Genomic DNA, 20,825 nt, shown 5'->3' on the forward strand with positions numbered 1-20,825 from the left:
AGAGGAAGTGCAGGTAATGTCATCCCAACTTTTAAAAGATCGTTCTCAGGCTCTGGAGTTGGTTGAAATCGGCGACAGTCATCTCAAATTGGAACAAATCGAGCAAGCCGAAGAAAATTTTGCGAGAGCTTTTCAGATAGCCCAAACATTCCCGAATAACAGTCCTAAAGCTTTGCCTCAATGCTCAGTTTCTGTAAGACAGCAAGTGTTAAATGCGTTCATCCGCAGCTATGCTCAAGTAGAAAACTACGGTTCTGCTGTTCGGGTGGCACGAGGCATAGAAGATGAGGATTTTCAAGCTTGTGCGTTAAGTGCGATCGCGTCTCAAGTTGCAGCATCGGGACAAGCTGACTTAGCTCTCAGTATTGCCCAAACAATAGAAATTAACTATTATAAAGCTCTGGCTTCGATCGATATTTCTTGCAGCTACAGTCAGGCCAAACAAGCAAGCAAAGCTGCTGAAATATTGACTCAGATTGTCCGAATTGCTGGGGTCATAAAAAACGATCGAGAGCCAGCTTGGATGTTAACTCATCTTTCCTACTATGTCCAGGAAAATTTAGGACAGCTAGATACAGCTTTTGAGATTGCCCAACTGGTAGAAAATGACTGTGACAAAGCCTTGGTGTTAAATCGGCTTGCCCAAAAATATGCTCGATCGGGGAAATTTAAGCAAGCAATCCAGATTGCTGAAATAATAATAGATAACGAACAGAAAGAATTAGCTCTGGCTGGGATAGCTAGTGCATATGCCGAAGCAGGACAATCTGATGAAGCGCTGAAAATTGTGGCAACAATCGATAATTGGAAAACCTTTCCTCTGATTAAAATCATAAAAAATTATGCTGAATCTGGGGAATTTGACCTGGCCACGCAACTTACAGAAACTATCGAATACTCGGAAGATAATGACGATCGATATGAAGCATTCAATGCCATCACCGACGGCTACATTAAAGCAGAAAAATTTGAGCAAGCTATACAATTTGCTGGCAGCCTAGATGATAATTTCAACAAAACCGAGGCATTATCAGTAATTGCATATCGTTGCGCTGAGATCGGACAATTTGATCGAGCTTTTCAAGTTATTCAGACTATATATGAAATTAATGATAGTTCAGTATGTGATATTTTTTTAGAATGTATTTTTGACTTTGTTGCTAAGGCGGAAGAACGAGAGCGGGTGTTAAAGATTATTCAAACAATAGAAAATGAATCTTACAGAAATTGTATGTTAGGTTGGAGTGCTTGCGATTATGCTGATGCCGGAAAATTCGAGCAAGCTATAAGAATTGCTGAAATGGTAACAGATGACTCTCTTTCATCCTATGCGTTGAGCTGGCAAGTTGAAAGCGCGATTGCATCCAAGCAGTACGATCGAGCCGTTCAGCTTGCTCAAACAATACATGATATGAATTATCTACAATCAATCAGGTTGGGTAGGAATGTCATCGCTGTAGCTGAAGCGGGGCAGCTTGACCAAGCATTCACAATTGCCCGAACAATTAACGATAAGCATGAAAAAGCTCAGGCGTTGGCAAACGTTGCCTTGAGTTATGCGGAATCTGCACAACAGGAAAAAGCATCTGAAGTGTTTGCCGAAGCTGTTGAAGTAGCTCATTCTCTAGAGAATGTTTATCTAAAAATTACGAGTTTAGAAGTGATTGCTACTAATTTGTCTCGCACCGGACAAGTCTCACAAGCTGCGGAACTGCTTTCTCAGGCTATTCAGATTGTCTCAACAATTGAGAATGAGTTTAGGAAATTGGAATTACTGCGAGAGCTGAACTCTCAAATTAGGAAATTGACAAAAAGCTAATAATTTTGATGAGTCAGAAAAACTAAAATAGATAAATCCTCCTTTTTGTAGATGGAAATTCTGCCTCAAATAATGAGAAGCTTATATTAGCGTTACCCTTTTTTGAGCGATGACAAACCGAGTTTTGATTGTCGGCGGTCGGGGACGAATTGGCAACAGCGTTGCTCAAGACCTTGTTACCCACACCGACGCAGAAGTTACTATTACCGGACGCGATCCCAATGGCTCTCTTCCAGCAGAGTTGCCGTCGGATCGATCGCGCTATTTAGCTTTAGATTTAGCAGACAGTGCTGCTCTGCGCCAAGCGGTTTCATCCTCTAACCTCGTCGTGCACTGTGCCGGGCCTTTTCACTACCGAGATGCGGGCGTGCTGAAAACTTGCATCGAAGCAGGTGTTAATTATACCGATGTCAGCGACAGTCGCAGTTTTACTCGGAGAGCTTTAGACTGCCGGGAACTTGCTAAAAATGCCGGGGTGACAGCGATTATCAATACGGGCATTTTTCCGGGGGTTTCTAACAGCATGGTGCGCCGAGATGTGGAGCAGTTAGATACCGCAGAACACATTCATTTGAGTTATGTTGTCGGCGGTTCTGGGGGTGCTGGCGTTACCGTCATGCGTACTACTTTTTTGGGTTTGCAAACTCCTTTTGATGTTTTGGTTGATGGCAAACTACAGCAAATCAAACCCTACACCGATCGCGAAACGATAGAATTTCCAGCACCCTACGGCAAAACAGGCGTTTACTGGTTCGATATGCCGGAAGCAATTACTTTGCCCGAAACTTTCCCAGTCAAAACAGTTATTACTAAATTTGGCACTTCTCCCGACCTTTACAATCACCTTACCTGGTTTGTTGCTAAATACTGGCCGGATAGCTGGCTGAAAAATAATTCAGTCATTGAGTTTTTGTCTTATGTCAGCTACGGGATGACTGCTGTTACCAATAATTTTAGCGGTGTGGGCGTGGCTGTGCGATCGCAAGTGAGCGGCATCAAAAACGGTCAACCCGCAAAAGTGCGATCGACAGCGGTACACCCGAATGCTGCCACAGCAACGGGCATCGGTACTGGCAGCATTGCTCAATTGATGTTAGAGGGCAAACTGACAAAACCGGGGGTTTGGTCGGTAGAACAGGCTCTTTCTACTGAGCTGTTTGAAGGAGCTATGCAGAACCGAAACCTCAACATAGAGCAGGTTTTCTTGTAGTTCGATCGGGTATTTATGCAAGTTTTGATGTTTGGTCAAGGGGCTTTTTTTGATGAACCTAAGAAGGACAGGCGAGACGCCTGTTCCACCTATAGCAATCAGATCGGATTGGCACAAGATAAAAACCTTTTTGTCTTGCGAGACTCCTTGTTGAACAAGGATTTCAGGATTTCTAGGACTAGCAAATCAATTAGGATTGCTATAGAAAGACCCAGAAGAGAAGAGTAAGGGTTTGAAATTGATAGGAAAACCGCTAGATGGGTTTTTTGTAGGAATGGGGATCGCCCCTCAGACAACCTCATAAAAGATGAGTTCCGCTTGTTTAACTAATCTATCTTTTGGTAGAAGTAATGGTAACAAGCAGGAGCTTAGTATGTTGCACATCACGATAAATATCCCTGTTCGCTCGATCGCTCTTTGGTAGCTGCGACAAAGATGGCGCTTCAACCAAGGTTCTTGACGCGCGATCGCCCGATCGGGAAAACAAACACGACAATTTTTGCGACAAAATACGAGGAGACGTTGATATGAAGCGGGTTTTAAAAGCTCTTGGACAAACATTGAGTCAATCGATTTTAGATTTTAGATTTTAGATTTTAGAGGCGACCCCACGGATAAATTCGGGGGAAGAGAGGATTTTCGATTTTCGATTTGGGATTGACTTGGTCAAAGCATTTTGCTGGTATTTTTCAGTCTAGGATGCACATAAACTCGATCGTGCGGGAGTTTTGTACCAGCGCTGCTGAATGCAGCGAAGTGTTTGGGTAAGGAACGCACGTGCGGACTTAAGTCCGCAGCCGGATTGCGGACTGAAGTCCGCACTACGAACTGTTTTTTTATAGTAATCGAGCGGAGATGATATGACACTATTTTCAAGGCGAGTTTAGCAAAGTTATTGGGGATTTTTAGACCCTCTCTACATCGGGAGGGGTATTTTTCGGCTGCGTTGAAATCGCTTTTTTCAGAAAGCAAGATTTGTGCGCGGTTGGTTGTCCGGCTGGGGGTGCAGCGGCTTGTGCAAGAAAATATATCTGTAGGGGCGAAGCATGACCGCAGTGAATATGAGATATAACTAATAACTTATATGCGGTCATGCTTCGCCCTCTTCAAACAAAAGTGAGATGCACCCTCCGGCTGGGGGTGCAAAAAAACTTATTAACAACGGAGTTTGAGATGGACATTATTTTTTGAATATTAGGCTTAAAATTAAACTAATTCAGGACTCAGGCATCGATCGCATATTTCGGTCATTCTTCGCAATCTGCGCCATTCTATCCCAGCCGGAGCGTAAAGCGTCGGTTGCTTCAAGTCCGATAATTGTTAAGAATCTAAATCCTTTCATTCAAAATCGGTATAACTTGTGGATGCAATGTTGGAAAGAGCTTGGACACTCAAGCAAAATTTAATTGACTTTGTGCTGGATGCTGAGGGAGAGTTGGCGGTAGCTTTAGAAGCTTTTGCCGCAATTCGCTCGACGGGCGAGCGCTACGATATTGCTCAACAAAATCAGGTAATTGACAGTTTTACAGTCGAAGGTAAAGTCGGAAACAAAACGCCGATCGACCTTTTTGTCGAAAGTCAGCCCGATTTAACCGAGGGCGAGATCAGTTTGCTAAAAAGTTGGGGTCAAAAAAGCTTCACCGGCTTGTTTGAAATTACTCAAATTTCCCCTGACAGCTTCGAGGTGACAAACTGGCTGACGGCGAAGCACTACAATGTCAAGCCCAACAGCGCTAATTTCCTCCCAGAAATGTCTCGCTTTAAGTTAGGAGAAATCTTGCGGGCTCGGATTGCGCCTCTCACCGATGAGGCGTGGATACTCTCAGGGCCTCCGATTCCCATGGGGAAATTGGGCAAGCCGAAGTTGGCGGTGGCGATCGGCAGTTTCAAGCAAAATTACAAAAATAACCTGTACAGCGACGCCCCAGAACTGTTAGAGCAAGCTTGGAAGTCGGTAGAACAGTATCACGACGATTTTACCGAATTTTTTGGCGGCGACGAAGTGACGCTATCGGGATATCACCTCAACAAACAGTTGGCCCAATTTCAGGAGGTAATGACTAAAAAACGCTTAGCTGATATCGGCATCGATGGAAGTAAATCTCTCGCGGATATCGTTGAAGATGCCGGAATCGATCCCGAAGAAATCAAAGCAGTCGCGATCGCAGCAGCAGGCGCCGATACTAAAGCAGTTGAGGTGGCGATCGACAGCAATGCGAGTTCAAAAATGGTAACGCCGAAAGTCGAATTGCCCGATCGCTTCAAAAAAGCCGAAAAGGTGACAGCGCTTTCTCATTCCCGCTGGGGACAAACCTTTTTGTCTAACTACAGCCAGTTTACCGAAATGCTCGCAGCCGAGGACTTTTCCACCATTCCCGGTTACGAGAAAATGGTTCGCAGCTATCTAGAAGATCCGGCAATTAATGCCTGGATTTGGTGGCGGTTAGCTAAAGTTAATCCAGCGAAATTATCACAAATCTTGCAAACAGTATTGCAGCGCACAGACTTTCAGATCGAGACCGATTTAGATTCCCTACTGCAAGAGTATAAAAAACCCTTAGAACCCGAACTCCCGGAAATTGCCAGCGTTCCCCTGCACCTGCACAACTTATTTCAGGAAGCTTTAGGCGAAGTTCACAAGTCAAAGTCCAAGCCGCAGGACAAAAAGAAAAGCTCTAAGGGCTTTAAATCGTGATTGTGCGATCGCGATGGGGACGAACTCACCGCATTTGATATGAGAGTCGGTTTTAACCGACTTTAGCTTTGAGGCAGGGGTTTAAACCCCTGCCGGACTCCGGCACAAGTCAAAAGCTCGATCGAGCTTTTATTCCTAATCGGGCTGCGCCGACTCACCAAGCAGTCTCACAATAGAAAATTCAAAACTATTAATTAAGTTTGTAGTGAGGACTTTAGTCCTTCTTCACTCCAACCGGAAGGACTGAAGTCCTGACTACAAACCTGTTCTTTTCACTCTTCAACTTGTCTGACAGCCATGCGTTGCAGCGGCAGGCTGAGGATGCTAGAAGCAGTCAACAAATAAGAAAGAACAGTAGTCAGCTTCAAACTCAGCAACAACCAGCTATCCTCTGGCAAGTGAAGTTTCAGCCCGAAAACAGATATGCAGTAAACTATCCAGTAAGTAAAGCTCATCTTGATCAGGATTTCTTCGCTCAAAGTACGCGCGGCGAAGCTATCCCCTAGGGAATCGTCAGCCCCGTCAGAGGAGGCATTATCGCTCAGCACGACTAGACCCGCAATAGCAGCGACAAAAGAAACGATCACCAGATTGTCATGCCAGTTAAGCTCAAGCATTTCTAAAACTCCGCTTTTATCGTAATTTTTGGAATTAGACATCAGTCTAAAGGATAAGTTTTCCCGCTCCAAGCAATAGTTACAATTTGACACAGCCACAGTTACAAATCGCAATGAAAATTCACCGCAACCGCCCGCCACAGGCTCGTTTAGTCAATCGCAAAGGACAATTCACCTTGGGTGTTGTCAAATTGGGAGTACCTCGCCTGCATTTTGCCGATCTATATCACAGGCTGCTAACTCTTTCTTGGCCACAATTTTTCATGCTGATTTGTCTGTCGTATGTACTCACAAATTCTTTATTTGCCTTAGCTTACTTAGCGGGAGGAGATTGCATTGCTAATGCACGGCCTGGTTCATTCAAAGATGCTTTTTATTTCAGCGTGCAAACAATGGCGACAATCGGCTACGGTGCCATGTATCCGCGCACCGAGTACGCTAATACTATAGTTGCGATCGAAGCGTTTTTTGGTTTGTGGGGAGTCGCAATGGTGACGGGACTGGCTTTTTCAAGATTTTCTCGAGCAACCGCTAGAGTTATCTTCAGCCGCGTAGCTATAATCGCTCCTTTCAACGGCGTTCCGACTCTGATGTACCGCGCAGGAAATCAGCGCTTCAACCAAATTTTAGAAGCACAGCAGCGAGCTACTTTAATCCGCGACGAAGTAACATCGGAAGGAGAATATATGCGGCGTTTTTACGATTTGCAATTAATGCGGAGTCAATCTCCTATTTTTGCCTTAACTTGGACGGTAATGCACACAATTGATGAGAACAGTCCTTTGTACCAACTTACCGCCAAAGATTTGATCGAGCAGCACGCCGAAATTGTAATTACGCTAACGGGAATTGACGAGACAGTTTCGCAAACTATACACGCGCGACATTCTTTTGTAGCGTCAGAAATTGTGTGGAATATGCGGTTTGTAGATATTATTTCGAGAACTCCGGATGGCGGGCGGGTGGTTGATTATACTCGGTTTCACGATGTGAAGCCTGTGGAATAGAAGTTTTGATTTAGCGCTAGAATTAGGTGTATTGCAACACAAGCCGTAGGGACACGGCACTGCCGTGTCCCTACCTCTGTTAGATTTAGCCAGTCCTAGAAGACCTGTAGGGCAAAACAAGTTAATATTTATGAACTCAATAACTGCGAACATGACACTGAAAGAATTGCAACCGCAACTTTTGGCGTTAACTCCTGAAGAAAAGACTCAAGCTATACTATTTTTAGCCCAAAGTTTAACCAACTTTTGGTCTGGAATTCAAAAGACTCCCGGCGTGTGCGGTGGCGATGCTTGCATCAGACAAACGCGCATTCCTGTTTGGGTGTTGGTGAATGCTCGCCGTTTAGGTATTTCTGAATCTGAACTGTTAGAAGATTATCCGACTCTGCGTGCCACTGACTTGGCAAATGCTTGGGCATATGCTGAGGCATATCCTGACGAGATTGAAACAGCAATTCAAGAAAATGAGGATGATTGAAAAGTGGCACGTTTTTATATTTGTTGAATGAAGTTATGAGTTACATTATTATCTATTCTTGGCTGGCAATGCGTACTATACAATTGGCACTTAAATAGGCTCAATAAATCTGGGTGGCAAGTGCTAGAATAGTTTGACGATCACCAAACATATATTTTTTACCACTTAGTACGAATAACGAACATGACACTAAAAGAATTACAACCGCAACTCCTGGCGCTAAGTCCAGAGGAAAAAACTCAAGCTATACAATTTTTAGCCCAAAGTTTAAGTAACTTTTGGTCGGAAATTCAAAAGACTCCCGGCGTAATGGGCGGCGAAGCTTGTATCAGACAAACGCGGATTCCTGTTTGGCTGTTAATAAGTTATCGCCGTCAAGGTGCTAGCGATGCTCATATTTTAGAAGGTCATCCGGATCTGAGTGCTGCCGATTTGGTAAATGCTTTTGCTTATGCTGAGGCACACATTGAAGAGATCGATCGAGGTATTCTAGAACAAGAAAAAGAAAGCGACACCTAAACGATTGTTAGAAACCCATAAGTATTAAAATAAATAAAAGACTCCTTGTAATATGCGAATAATTCATACTGCTGACTGGCATTTGGGACGACGTTTTCGAGGGATCGATCGCACTTCTGAAATTGCGATCGCCCTGGAGCAGATTTTGAAACAAGCCAAGGAGCTCGATGTTGATGCCGTGTTGGTCGCCGGTGACATTTTTGACGTTCCCAACCCTCCAGCCTATGCTGAGCGCATTGCCTATCAATTTTTCTGCGAACTCCAAGCAGCCGAAATTCCCGCAATTGCGATCGCCGGCAATCACGATTCAGCATCCCGCATCGACAGCATCGCGCAACTGCTATCCCTTGCCGGCGTTCGCGCTTTAGGTAAACCCAGGCGATCGGCAGACGGTGGCAGCATTACTCTGAATACCAAAAATGGTAAACTATGCGTAGGAGCGATGCCTTTTGCTTCCGAACAAAGACTCTTAGATGCCAATTCTCTGTGGCACTCTGGCGACGCCAACCGCCGTCAAGATTACCGCGAGATTGTAGCAGATTTACTGCAAAATTTAACCACAGATTTTCGAGACAATACTGTGAATATGCTGATGGGACACATGAGCATTGACGGTGCTCGCTTGGCTAAATCCGAAGTCGCTTATTACACGCGAGAACAATACCTGCTATCATCGCAAACTCTGCCGCCAGAAGCTCAATATGTCGCCCTCGGACACATCCACATTCACCAGCGGATTGCTAAGAGTTCTCCTGCTTATTATTCCGGTTCTTTGATTCAGTTAGATTTTGGAGAAGCCGAACAGGAAAAAGGATTTTGCTTGATCGAAGTTGAGCCGGGAAGTCAAGCCAAAGTAGAATTTAGACCGGTGGCTTGCCACAAACCGTTAAAAGTGCTTCAATGTGATAATGACAATCTCGATCAAATTTTAGAAGCTCATCAATATCATCCTGGTTTTTTGAAGGTAATTGTCGAATTGGATAGCCCGCAAATCGGATTAGCCGATCGCGTGCGGCAAATTTGTTCTCAAGCGCTGTTAATTGAACCGCGCTATCGGGATGCACCCGTAGAACCAACAGAGAGCACTAATATCGATCCCAACAACTTCGATCCAGCAGCAGAGTTCTGCAACTATTATCAAAACCGCTTGGGAACGACACCACAACCCGCTGTATTGGAGGAATTTCAGAATTTGTACAAGAAGTTTAAAGAACCAGTTAATAATTAAATAGGTAATTGGTAATTGGTGATGGGTAATTGGTAATTCTTTGCCATTGCTCGCGAGCTCGCGAACAAACTTGATAAGGGGAGCATCTCAGTTTTGATTTTATAGTGCTGTCCCCGCTCGCAATCTATCCAACACTCTCGAGCGGGGACAGCACTGTAAAGAAATTGTTTTTTTGCAAAAGTGAGATGCTCTCCTTGATAAGTACCCTAAAACTCCGAACAACGTAATTGTAAAAATCCCGAAATCTAAAATCCAAAATCTCAAATCTAAAATCAGTATGCGTCCACTAGAACTTTTGCTCGAAGGATTTACCAGCTTCCGCCGGGAACAGCGCTTAGATTTTTCTCAACTCGATTTGTTTGCAATTACTGGTGCTACTGGTGCGGGCAAATCTTCACTGCTAGATGCCATGACTTACGCGCTTTTTGGTACGACAAATCGCAGTGGCAAACAAGTAGCTGATTTGGTAAGTCAAGGAAGCGAAAATTTAAAGGTGCAGTTGCGTTTTGCTGTGGGTTTGGCACAGTATCGGGTGACGCGGAGATGGCGTTTTCGTCCGAAATCTCCCGAGAATAAGGTGATTTTGGAATGTTGGCAAGATGGCAATTGGGAAACTTTGGGGACGAGTATTGTTGCTGTTCAAAATACGATTGAACAGATTTTGGGGATGGATTTTGATACTTTTACAAGAGCCATTATTCTGCCTCAAGGCAAGTTTGATGAGTTTATTAAAGGAGATACTTCTAAACGCCGGGAAATTTTGCGGCAGCTAGCGGGATTTGAGATTTTTGAGCAGATGCGGAAGGAAGCAAACGAACTCGCGAAGTTGCTGAAACAAGAACGGGAAATGGTGGAAAGACAGTTGGCTGAGTTGAGCGCTCCGGCGGCGAATGAGGTGGAGCTAAAACGATCGCAACTTTGGATTTTAGAGCAGCAATTACCTCAGTTCGAGCGCGCTGTTATGGAAGCTCAGAAGGCTGTGGATGAAGAAGAACAGCTATTTTCCCAAATCACTCGCTGGCAAGAGTTGCAACAAGAATTAGCGCAATTAAATGCTAGTTCCGCCGAGATTACAATTTTAGCACAGCGTTTAGAAAGAGCGCAAGCTGCGAACCATTTACAGGGAGATTGGGCTTTATTGCGATCGGCTCGCAGTCAGTATGAAACTGCCGAAAGTGCTGCTTTATCAGCGCGGGAGCGGTTAACTAAAGCTCGCTCGGAGCTAGCAACAGAGCAGCAGCAATTTGAAGCAGCCAAAGCCAAATCTGAGGTATTAGCACCACAAATTAAGGCTCGCGAAGATGCTCTGGCTGCTGCAAAAGTATATGAAGAACAGCGCACTCAATTAGACAAAGAAGTTGCCCTCGCCCAGAAAAATCAACAGGAAAAACTGCGGTTTCTTCAAGTAGCAGATAAAGAACTGCAAGCTGCTAATACTAAAATTCAGGCGGCTGGTTTTCGGGTTACTCAAGTAGCGGCAATGCTCGAAAAGTATTCGCCCGGAGGAAAGCGTTTTGAAAAATTGCAGGAAGTTGCACCTTTATTGATGGAACTTCAACTAATTGCCAAACAGGTAAAAACTCAGCGCGAACAGTTGAATAAATCTGTCGCCGAAAAAGCCAGCGCCGAACAGAATTACGTGCAGGTTGCGACTAATTTAGCAGCAGCAGAAATCAGGCTAAAAGAGTGCAGTGCCGAGTTAGAAGCGGTGGAAACTGCTAATGCGGAAGCGGCGCGTTTAGAGAGTGTTGCTGCTGTCAGGATGTCGCTGAATGCTGGCGATACTTGCCCGGTGTGCGGGGGGGTGCATCCTGAGAGCGATTTGCTCCCTGCTTTGCCGATTTCTAAGATTGTCGATGTTGCTGGTTTGCGCCGGAAAGTGGCGGCTGCAAATCAGGTTTTGCCAACTGCTCAAATGGCGGTGGCTGAGGGGAAAAGCGCAGTTTTTGCCTGCGAGCAAAAACAGTCAGAAATTGCTCTAGCATTGGAATTGACAGAGAAGAGAGTTGCTCAGTTGCAGCAGCAAATCACTCAAGTTCTGGAAAATCCGCAGTGGGAAGTCTTGCAGTTGCAGCAGGAGTTGGTTATACTTGCAGATAGCGATCGCCAATACCGCGAAACCGAGCAGCAATTCCAACTCGCATCCTTTGAATATAATAATTACGAACAAAGATTTAATTTTGCAGCGACGACTCAAGCAGCTAAACAGCAAGAATATCAAGATGCGATCGCCGAATCAGACCGTCGGAAGCAGCAGTTGCAAAGTTGTGTGAATGCGCTTTATCAAATTACGGAATATCAACCCTATGCTAATTTAGCAAAAGCCTTAGCAGAAGACAAGCAAGAGTTGGCAAATCTGCTGACAACTGCCGAAAAATCGTATCAAACCGCTCAAAATACTGCTATTCAAGCAGCCGAGAGAGAGCAACAAGCGGGGGAGGTTTTCGCACAAGCCCAAGCTAGCAAACAGCAGTTAAACCAGGATTGGTTAGCAAAATTAACAGCGGCTGATTTCACAGAAGAGACGTTTCTAGCAGCGGTGGCGCCCGTTAGCGAACAATCGCAGTGGGAAAATGCGATTCGGTGTGTACGCGAGTCAAAAATTCAGTTGGAGACGCGGGCGAAGGATTTAAGCGAGGCGATCGCAGGCAGGACTACCGATGAAGATATATTAGCACAAGTGCGATCGGCAAAACACGCCGCCCAAGAAAAATTCAAACAAGCCAACAACAACCGCGCCGAACTTTTAGCGTGGATTCAAGTAGCAGCCCAAACCCTCGAACAAGCCGAAAGACTGTCCCAGCAAATTACAAATTTCACAGAACAAGAGCAAACCTATCACACCTTAGCGCAGAATCTGAAATCCAACGAATTTCAATCCTACATCTTAGAACATTTAGAAGCAGAATTAGTCGGCAGCGCCACCTTGATTTTGCAAGAATTAACCGAAAATCGCTACAAGTTAAAAAACCAAGACGGCGAATACTGGGTAGCAGATAATTGGAATGGCGGCGAAGCTAGACGAGTGCGAACCCTTTCCGGTGGCGAAACCTTCGCCACTTCGCTATCAATGGCTTTAGCTTTGTCTGAAAAACTATCTCAAGGAACTCAACTGGGTAGCTTGTTTCTGGATGAAGGATTCGGCACTTTAGATGCAGAAACCCTCGAAAGCGTCACTCAAATTCTAGAATCATTGCGGCAGCGAGAAAGGCTAATTGGAGTGATTACCCATGTTAGAGGATTGGGCGAAAGATTGCCCGCACAAGTTAAAGTATTTAAGTCGCCCCAAGGTTCTAGAATAGAAATAGAAAGAGTTTAAAAGACCGGGCGGTTGGAAACCGCGTCTACACAAGCAAAACCCGCCTCCGCGGGTTGAAGATTTGCCCGTTAAAATTATGTTTTTTTTCTTCAGTTGTTTTCTTCAGTCCGCGGAGGCGGACTTCCCTTGTGTAGACGCGGTTTCAACCGCCGTATACAAACAAAATTAATCCTAAAAACAGACTTAAATTAAATGAAAAATTACCCAACTCGAATGCAATCAGTACAATCGCCAATCATCCCAGTAGTAGGCGAACTTATCCGACAAAATCCGGGAACGATATCATTGGGACAAGGCATAGTTTACTACAATCCGCCCCAAGAATCATTTGAAAAAATCCCAGAATTCTTCGCAAATCCCGACAATCACAAATACAAAGCCGTCGAAGGAATCCCACAATTACAAGATGCCATCGCGGCCAAACTCAAAACAGATAACGGCATAGAAATCAACAACAAAAACTGTATTATTGTTACCGCCGGTAGCAATATGGGATTTACGAACGCCATTCTCGCCATCACCTCGGCGGGAGACGAAGTTATCATTCAATCACCTTATTATTTCAACCACGAAATGGCTGCTGTCATGGCAAATTGCCACCCCGTGATAGTAGAAACCGACGCCAATTATCAACTCAATATTGCTGCGATTAAAAAAGCAATCACCGACAAAACGCGAGCAATTGTCACCATTTCACCCAACAACCCAACAGGCGTGGTTTATTCTGCCGAATCTCTCCGGGAAGTGAACGAGATTTGCCGCCAACACAATATTTATCACATCAGTGATGAAGCCTACGAATATTTTACCTATGACGGCGTGAAACACTGTTCGCCCGCAAGTTTTTCCAACAGCAGCGAACATACAATTTCCCTGTTTAGCCTTTCCAAAGCCTACGGTTTTGCGAGTTGGCGCATCGGGTATATGGTAATCCCAGAACATTTGCTGGTTTCGGTGAGGAAAATTCAAGATACCATCTTAATTTGTCCGCCGGTAATTTCCCAGTATGCAGCCCTGGGAGCCTTGCAAGTTGGTAGAGGTTACTGCGATAATTATGTAAGGGCGATCGCATTTGTGCGCCAACTCGTATTAGACGAACTCAATACCATCCAAAATCTGTGTACAATTTCCCCAGCCGCCGGGGCTTTCTACTTTTTCTTGAAAGTTGACACCGAACTCGATACAATGGAATTAGTAGAGCGATTAATTCGCGAACATCATGTAGCAGTGCTTCCCGGCACAACCTTCGGTATGGATAGCGGCTGCTATTTGCGCGTTGCTTACGGTGCCCTAGAAAATGCAACAGCCAGGGCAGGAATTAGCAGGCTCGTGAAAGGTTTGAAGACAATTTTAAATCAGTAATATAGGATATTAAACAAATGGTTGCAACTAACTTTAAATCTGAACGAATTCTGAAGAATGCCTCCGTTGAAAAAATTGCTACTTTGCGTGCTTTGATGGCAAACTATGACTTAGATTGCTATTTCATCCCAGCAGTTGACGAACACTTAAATTTATCAGTCCCAGCAGCAAAGCAGCGACGAGCTTGGATTTCAGGTTTTACGGGTTCGGCTGGCGATTTGTTAGTTGGCAAAAATTCCGCTTGGTTATTTGTAGATTCCCGTTATTACGAACAAGCAGAGTTGCAAGTCGATGCCGGATTGATTCAAATATCAAAACTTGGCTTAGAAGGAAATTTAAGCTTAATTGAAACTTTAGAAAAACTGGCAACTGAATCTGCCCCCAAATCAACTAAAATTAGATTCGGTTTTGATCCGTTTACCGTAGCGACTGAGCAATATCAAAATTGGCTCAAAAAATTTGCGACTGCGAGAATTGAACTCGTCTCAATCCCGGAAAATTTAGCAGACAAAGTTCGTCAAACAGCAGAAACTTTACCCGCGATTGACGAATCTCCTATATTTAGCTTACCAGCATCCCTGACCGGAGAAACCTGCGCCGAAAAATTAGTCCGAGTCAGGGAAGCGATGCAGAAGGCTAATATCGATGTACTCCCGATGAGCAACCTGAATCAAATAGCGTGGCTGTTCAATCTGCGAGGCTCGGATATTCCCCACATTCCCATTTTCATATCCTACGCGATTGTCACCGCAGGTGCAGCATTTTTGTTGACAAATCTCGAACGAGTTTCACCGGAAATCGAGCAAGAATTGGCGGCGGCTGTAACTTTGCTGCCCTACTCCGACTATCCGTCAACCTTAGAACTTTGTTTGAATTTGCCGAAACAAGTTCGGGTGCTGTTAGATGCGAAACACAGTACAGCAGGCACTTACCAGTTATTGTTAAACCAGCAAAAAGCTAGTGAAAATAAGATAGAAATAGTTTTCGAGCCAAATCCCGTAGAAGGGATGAAAGCTCGGAAAAATCCTGTGGAAATCGAGCAGATGCAATCTGCTAATTTTAAGGCAAGTCGAGCTAAAACTCTAACTTTAAAGTGGTTGACAGAACAGCTAGAAAATGGTAATGTATTGACGGAGTTTGATGTTAAAGAAAGTATCGAAAGTTTTTATCAGCAAGAAGCTGATTTTCACATTTTAACATTTAGAACGATCGCAGGTGCGGGAGCAAATAGCTCGATCGTACATTACGGCACTCCCAGCCCCGAAATCACGCTAAAACCCGGAGAATTGCTGCTGCTAGACTCAGGCGCACAGTATCTAGCCGGGACAACCGACGACACCAGAACCATGATAGTCGGGGAACCGACAACGCAGCAAATCGAACACTACACCACAGTTTTGATAGCACACATCAACTGTGCCATGCAGCAATTCCCGAAAGGTACAACCGGATCGCAGTTAGATGCGATCGCCCGTGCGGTATTATGGCAACAACAGCTAGATTACGGACACGGCACGGGCCACGGAGTCGGCGCATTTTTAGCCGGTCACGAAGGCCCCAACGGTATCAGCAAATTTGTCCAATATCCCCTCGAACCGGGAATGGTAACGAGTATCGAACCGGGATATTACGAACCAGGCTGGGGCGGAATTCGCCTTGAAAATCTCTACGTTGTCAGGGAAATGCCGTCTAAAAACGGTACGGCTTGGTACGGATTTGAACCGCTGACGTATATTCCGTTTGAGCAAAAATTGATAAATGTCGATCGGCTATCAACAACTCAACTACAATGGTTGAACAACTATCACGCTTCAGTAGTTGAGAAACTCTCACCCGTACTCGATACTGCTACAATCACCTGGTTGAAAAAAGCCTGTACTGCGTATTGAAAAAATAGGTACGTTGTTGGGCTTTAGCCCTCTTTCAAGATATAAATAAAGAGGGCTAAAGCCCAACAACGTACCTTGATTTGGATTATAATAAATTAGCCTTAAGCAAACGTCTTTTCAATCCAGAGCGACTGCTATATTTATTATGCAGTTGTTGAACCCGTGTGAAAAATTTAACTGTTTGGTTTTGATAATCCGCTAAATCTTGGAGTTTTAAAAGTAACAGCACTACTTCATCGTAAGAGCTAGAAGTTCCTTTTTGAATAAGAGCGTCTATATCTTCCCAAGCAGCCGTTTCTCGCTTAGCCAAAGCTTCTAAATCTCTGATTCGTGCAGCTTTAGCTTCCTGTCCTCTTCTTTCTTCTTCCTTCTTTTCTTCCTTTTCTGCGCTTGCTAAAAGCTGACGAATTGTTCGTTTACCGGGATTTTTCTCTTGTCTAACTTCTATCATTCCTGATAATTTCTTACTCAATTCAATAGAGAGATTAGATTCTCCTTTGAGTAACCGCATTAAAAAAGTATCGACTTCAGAACGTTCAAGTTTTTTGATAGCTTCTTTGATGCTACTTTCAGGAATTGAAGGTTTAGCAACACTCGCACTGATTGCAGCTTTGAGTAGATGCTCATCCACTTCAAAAATATCGATAAAAGCCTGTAACGATGAAGATAACTTACCGAAATTAGGAGGAACAGGTGGTTCTAGCCCTTCTTCATCATTTTCATCATCTTCATTTTCTTCATCATCATCTTCATCTTCGTCGTCTAATTCATCAAGATAGGTAATCCCTTTCAGCCAAGCTAAATAAAGTAAACGATAATCTCCCTGCAAAATTTCCTGACGCAAACCTATCAAAGAGGATAAATTTCCTTCTCCCTCTATCCACCCATCAAAACCTTCTTCCTCATTAATAGAAATTTCTAAAATGACAAAATCATTAATTTCCGAAACCTCAACTATGTCTTCAATGCAATATTTCCGCATCAGTTCGATATCAATCAAACCTTTAGGGAAACGAAACATTAGTTGTAGCGATCCCCAATTAGCTATGTAAAACATAGCATCGAAATATTTGATTAATAATTGTTTTTCGTTGCCCGGTAAGTCTCCATAGCTATAGACAAAGATAGCTCTGCTAGAGCTGATTTGCGCGCGACTAGACAGTTTGCTGATTGCTTCTTGTTCGGATTGAGTCAAACGTCGATCGACGCTTTGAAACTCGTAATATTGATATTCGCTCATTTTGGGTTATTCCAAGTACATCGAAGAGATGGCAAAGGCTTCTTCCGGCGTACCGTAGAAACTGCCATTTGGGAACATACAAGGCTCGTATTTTTCACTGCTATAGGCGTAAAATCCCAGAGTCCAAGCTTCTTCATCACTAAAGTAACGCAGCCGACACAGGTGAAGGGGGTTATTTCGTCTTTGTTCTAAATATTCTTCACGAGATACGCGAAGCTCTTTGAACGGAAAATCTAAGGGGACATCAGGTTCTGTGTAGGCATCAACGTAACAAAATTGACTGCGAAAACGGATGCCTAGGCGAGTGTATTTACCAGCGTAGTTAGCAGCAGCATAATTAAGAATACGCTGTTTCACCCGTTCTTGAACTGCCGGTGGGATTTTAACTCCTCCTGAATGTGGATCTTTTACCCAAGGGGACATTTCGCTGCTCCGGTACAGTGCTGACAAAGTTAGTGTAGAATAACTTGCTAAGTTGAGTGGCCAACATTTAATCAAACTTGATAATCAGACGCTCAAGTTTGCGATCGCCCGATTCAATATAACCTTCAATATAACCATAGATATTTCTATTTTTGGAAAAAAGATTACGTTAACAATCAAAATTGCTGAGGCGGGTGACAAGGACTTTGAGACGCTTGCGGGGCAAAAAAAATTAAGGCTAGAAGTTACATCTAGCCTTAATTTCATGAAATAAGCTGGTGACAAGACTCGAACTTGCGACAGGCTGATTACAAATCAGCTACTCTACCAACTGAGTTACACCAGCAGTGAAAATTAATATAGCAAACTTATCGCCATTAGCGCAACCCCCTCAGCAAACTTTTTTGCAAATTCGCCCAAAACCTCTTCCGGTAAGGGCAGAACCGGAATTATCGTCTCCTGGGCGCACCCCGAGATCAGAAACCGGGTTTCTTCCGATATTTCTCGTCACTCAACCCAAATTTTTCGTAGAAACCCGGTTTCTAGCCCCTGTGGGTAAGTCGCGTGGTGGGGGCGGGTTTATCTAGATTGTTAATGGGAATTATAGATTGTTGGTGAACCCGCCCGTACAAGTATTGTGGTTAATTAGCGGATAGGATCTGAAAACAGCCAACAGCCAACAGCCAACTGCCAACTGCCAACTGCCTAATCGCAACACCAAATCTTAATTGTCTCATCCGCGCTGCCGCTGGCTAGCAAATTGCCCGAAGGTGCGATCGCCACCGAGTATACCGTACCCGAATGTCCCTCAAGAGTGCTCAACAGCTCCCCCGTCTGCAAACTCCAAATATTAATCTTATTATCATCGCAGCCGCTAGCCAAAGTCAAACCGTCCCTACTGATAGCAACCGAATCGCCCCGACTTACATAATTCCGCAAAATATGCACAGCCTCATTCATCCCTAAATTCGCTACACCCTTTCGCTTCGCAGAATTAGAATTTAAGATCCGCAACAAACTGCCCGTGTGCAAATTCCGCAGCTTAATCGTATAATCATTGCTGACGCTAGCCAGAATTTGACCGTCCGGCGCGATCGCCACAGAATTCACCCCAACATTCAAACCCGAAAGAGTCCGCAGCAACTTACCGCTTTCCACATCCCAAACCTTGCTCGTCGCATCCGAACTCCCGCTCGCCAATATCTTACCATCCGGGCTAAAAACCACCGCATTCACATTGTCTGAATGACCCCTCAAAGTCCGCAGCAACTCACCAGTTCGCAAATTCCACAGCTTAATCGTATTATCAGCCCCGCCGCAGCTAGCAATTATCTGCCCCTTCGGATTGATCGCCACCGAATTCACCTCCATAGAATGTCCTGGAAAAGTACACAATAGATCGCCATTGTACAAATTCCAAAACTTAATTGTTTCGTCCGAACTGCCGCTGACCAACATTTTTCCGTCATAGCTAATAGCAACCGAATTTACGCGATCGGAATGTCCCGTCAAAGTGCCAACTAATTCCCTTGTTTCTAAATTCCAAATCTTAATAGTTTTATCCCAACTGCCACTAGCCAGAATTTCGCCATCAGGACTAATCGCCAGAGAATTCACAAACGATGAATGTCCCGGCAGCGTGTAAGCGCACCGCCATTTCAGATTTTTTAATTTGTGAGCGAACTCCTTCGCCCGCTTTGATTTCGCCTCAGCTTCCTGTCTGCTTTTTAGTGCCTCCTCCTCCAAACGCTTGCGTTCCGCCCTAGCTTTCGCCTCTCGCAGTGCTAACCGCCGCATCTCTCCCTTATAGGTTATTCGCTGCTGCTCCTGAATTTCTTTAAGAGTTTCCATATACGGTAGGGCCCAATCTTGAGAAAACCATTCCTGAGCAAATTCCGCCTCTAAATTAAATAGCTGAGGTTCGTGAGTAAAATCTATTTTTAAATAATACAAATCCGCTAAAAAAGCCGCCAGCAACTTATGAATTGTCACAATTATTTGCCGAATAATCCGCAGTCTCACCTTTTCATCTTTCCCCTCGGCTTCCAACTGGTGATAAACTTCTTCCCAATTCCAAGGCTGCATCGCCACTAGGGAAACATTCTGATTGATGATTCCCCAAAAACCGACATGAAAATTAACTTCATAATCGCTGATGTCGCTGTACAATATAGCGGTTGGCACGGGAGACAAAACAGTCTGCAACCGCTCCACATCAATATCAGAAATAGGGTTTTTGAAATAATCTCCGTAAAACTGAACTGGAGAGGATTCTCCGTGCTGGGGGTAGTGCTGGTTCAAAAAAGTTCTCAACTTAGCCGGCAGCTCGATATTCAGATTGTGGCGAAACGAATCCGGGCAATCTTGGCTAATTTTGGCCGGAGCAACTAACAACAGCAATCGGTGCTGCTGCTGCTGCAAAATCTGTTCAGTTTCCTGCCTGCTCAAATTGGAAAACCAGTTGTCCCTGTCCCAAATAATTTGAATTTCGTTCAGCTTAACTCGAATTGCTTCTGATTGAATCTCCCGCATTAACTCGCGGCCAAGCCGACTAATAGTCCGCTGATCTCTCAATTCTTCCGCCCTAATTCGATTGGCGCGTTCTTCCTTTACCTTTTCTTCTTCTATGCTGGCGATCGCAATTAACTCTTGTTCTCGGGCCTGCTGCCGCTGCAAATACTTCACTTGTGCTTTAGTCCAGCGGGGGTCTTTTTTGATTTGCTGGTTCAAAGCAGAAGAACCAGACGGCTCAATTTCTGCATAGCGTTCGTTGACAGCGCTTGCTCCCAATCTTTCTCCCAATTCGCAGGCTACAGGTTTCAACAGTTCAATTAGGGTATCTGAGACGGGGCGAGGTAATACCATTTTAGATTTTAGATTTTAGATTTTAGATTGTCTGAGATTTCCGATTTTAGATAATCTATTAAATTTTAGATTGTCTTTCTTAAATAACTTATGAGATTTTAGATTGTCAATTGTAGAGGAGTTATTCGATGTATTGGAGATGTCTGACAATCGA

The 20,825-nt window shown here is 44.3% G+C and carries 15 protein-coding genes and 1 tRNA gene; 10 read left to right on the forward strand and 6 right to left on the reverse strand.

What is annotated here, in order from left to right; all coding sequences use genetic code 11:
- Window positions 1-16 precede the first annotated feature (16 nt).
- Both JGK16_RS27450 and JGK16_RS27455 read left to right on the forward strand, forming a co-directional pair.
- Complete coding sequence (locus tag JGK16_RS27450) at window positions 17-1,819, forward strand: hypothetical protein (protein ID WP_293186004.1); 1,803 nt, start codon at window positions 17-19, stop codon at window positions 1,817-1,819.
- A gap of 109 nt (window positions 1,820-1,928) precedes the next feature.
- A complete protein-coding gene (locus JGK16_RS27455; RefSeq protein ID WP_293186006.1) occupies window positions 1,929-3,029 on the forward strand; it encodes a saccharopine dehydrogenase NADP-binding domain-containing protein in 1,101 nt (366 codons plus the stop codon).
- Window positions 3,030-3,317: 288 nt separating this feature from the next.
- Here the strand turns inward: JGK16_RS27455 and JGK16_RS27460 are convergent, their stop codons facing one another.
- Window positions 3,318-3,590: a hypothetical protein gene (locus JGK16_RS27460; RefSeq protein WP_293186007.1), complete on the reverse strand. Its 273-nt coding sequence runs from the start codon at window positions 3,588-3,590 to the stop codon at window positions 3,318-3,320.
- A gap of 808 nt (window positions 3,591-4,398) precedes the next feature.
- Between JGK16_RS27460 and JGK16_RS27465 the strand changes: the two genes are divergently transcribed.
- Window positions 4,399-5,724, forward strand: coding sequence for a hypothetical protein (locus JGK16_RS27465; RefSeq protein ID WP_363319206.1), 1,326 nt, complete (start codon window positions 4,399-4,401; stop codon window positions 5,722-5,724).
- Between the two features lie 272 nt (window positions 5,725-5,996).
- Here JGK16_RS27465 and JGK16_RS27470 read toward each other — a convergent pair whose 3' ends face one another.
- Window positions 5,997-6,383, reverse strand: a complete 387-nt coding sequence (locus JGK16_RS27470; RefSeq protein ID WP_293186011.1) for a hypothetical protein — start codon at window positions 6,381-6,383, stop codon at window positions 5,997-5,999.
- A gap of 71 nt (window positions 6,384-6,454) precedes the next feature.
- Here JGK16_RS27470 and JGK16_RS27475 point away from each other — a divergent pair, with 71 nt between their 5' ends.
- The 7 genes from JGK16_RS27475 (at window position 6,455) to JGK16_RS27505 (ending at window position 16,143) form a co-directional block, all read left to right on the forward strand.
- The gene (locus tag JGK16_RS27475) at window positions 6,455-7,348 is read left to right on the forward strand and encodes an ion channel (protein WP_293186013.1); all 894 of its coding nucleotides are present in this window, start codon (window positions 6,455-6,457) and stop codon (window positions 7,346-7,348) included.
- A 151-nt stretch (window positions 7,349-7,499) separates the two neighbouring features.
- The gene (locus JGK16_RS27480; RefSeq protein ID WP_293186036.1) at window positions 7,500-7,826 is read left to right on the forward strand and encodes a DUF433 domain-containing protein; all 327 of its coding nucleotides are present in this window, start codon (window positions 7,500-7,502) and stop codon (window positions 7,824-7,826) included.
- 183 nt (window positions 7,827-8,009) lie between these two features.
- Window positions 8,010-8,345, forward strand: a complete 336-nt coding sequence (locus tag JGK16_RS27485; protein WP_293186015.1) for a DUF433 domain-containing protein — start codon at window positions 8,010-8,012, stop codon at window positions 8,343-8,345.
- Between the two features lie 52 nt (window positions 8,346-8,397).
- Complete coding sequence (locus JGK16_RS27490) at window positions 8,398-9,573, forward strand: exonuclease SbcCD subunit D (protein ID WP_293193284.1); 1,176 nt, start codon at window positions 8,398-8,400, stop codon at window positions 9,571-9,573.
- Window positions 9,574-9,850: 277 nt separating this feature from the next.
- The gene (locus JGK16_RS27495; RefSeq protein WP_293193283.1) at window positions 9,851-12,892 is read left to right on the forward strand and encodes an SMC family ATPase; all 3,042 of its coding nucleotides are present in this window, start codon (window positions 9,851-9,853) and stop codon (window positions 12,890-12,892) included.
- 192 nt (window positions 12,893-13,084) lie between these two features.
- Entirely contained in the window at window positions 13,085-14,254 is a 1,170-nt protein-coding gene (locus JGK16_RS27500; RefSeq protein ID WP_293193282.1) for a pyridoxal phosphate-dependent aminotransferase, read from the forward strand.
- A gap of 17 nt (window positions 14,255-14,271) precedes the next feature.
- Window positions 14,272-16,143: an aminopeptidase P family protein gene (locus JGK16_RS27505; protein ID WP_293193280.1), complete on the forward strand. Its 1,872-nt coding sequence runs from the start codon at window positions 14,272-14,274 to the stop codon at window positions 16,141-16,143.
- A gap of 85 nt (window positions 16,144-16,228) precedes the next feature.
- Here the strand turns inward: JGK16_RS27505 and JGK16_RS27510 are convergent, their stop codons facing one another.
- The 4 genes from JGK16_RS27510 to JGK16_RS27525 form a co-directional block, all read right to left on the reverse strand.
- Entirely contained in the window at window positions 16,229-17,383 is a 1,155-nt protein-coding gene (locus tag JGK16_RS27510) for a hypothetical protein (RefSeq protein ID WP_293193279.1), read from the reverse strand.
- 6 nt (window positions 17,384-17,389) lie between these two features.
- The gene (locus JGK16_RS27515; RefSeq protein WP_293193278.1) at window positions 17,390-17,806 is read right to left on the reverse strand and encodes a hypothetical protein; all 417 of its coding nucleotides are present in this window, start codon (window positions 17,804-17,806) and stop codon (window positions 17,390-17,392) included.
- A 273-nt stretch (window positions 17,807-18,079) separates the two neighbouring features.
- Window positions 18,080-18,152 (reverse strand) — tRNA-Thr (locus tag JGK16_RS27520).
- 359 nt (window positions 18,153-18,511) lie between these two features.
- Window positions 18,512-20,671 (reverse strand): serine/threonine protein kinase, encoded by a 2,160-nt coding sequence (locus JGK16_RS27525; protein ID WP_293186029.1) that lies wholly within the window; start codon window positions 20,669-20,671, stop codon window positions 18,512-18,514.
- Between the last annotated feature and the right edge of the window lie 154 nt (window positions 20,672-20,825).

The sequence above is a fragment of the Microcoleus sp. PH2017_09_SFU_O_A genome (genome assembly GCF_020738625.1).
In the GTDB taxonomy this organism is placed as follows: Bacteria; Cyanobacteriota; Cyanobacteriia; order Cyanobacteriales; family Microcoleaceae; genus Microcoleus.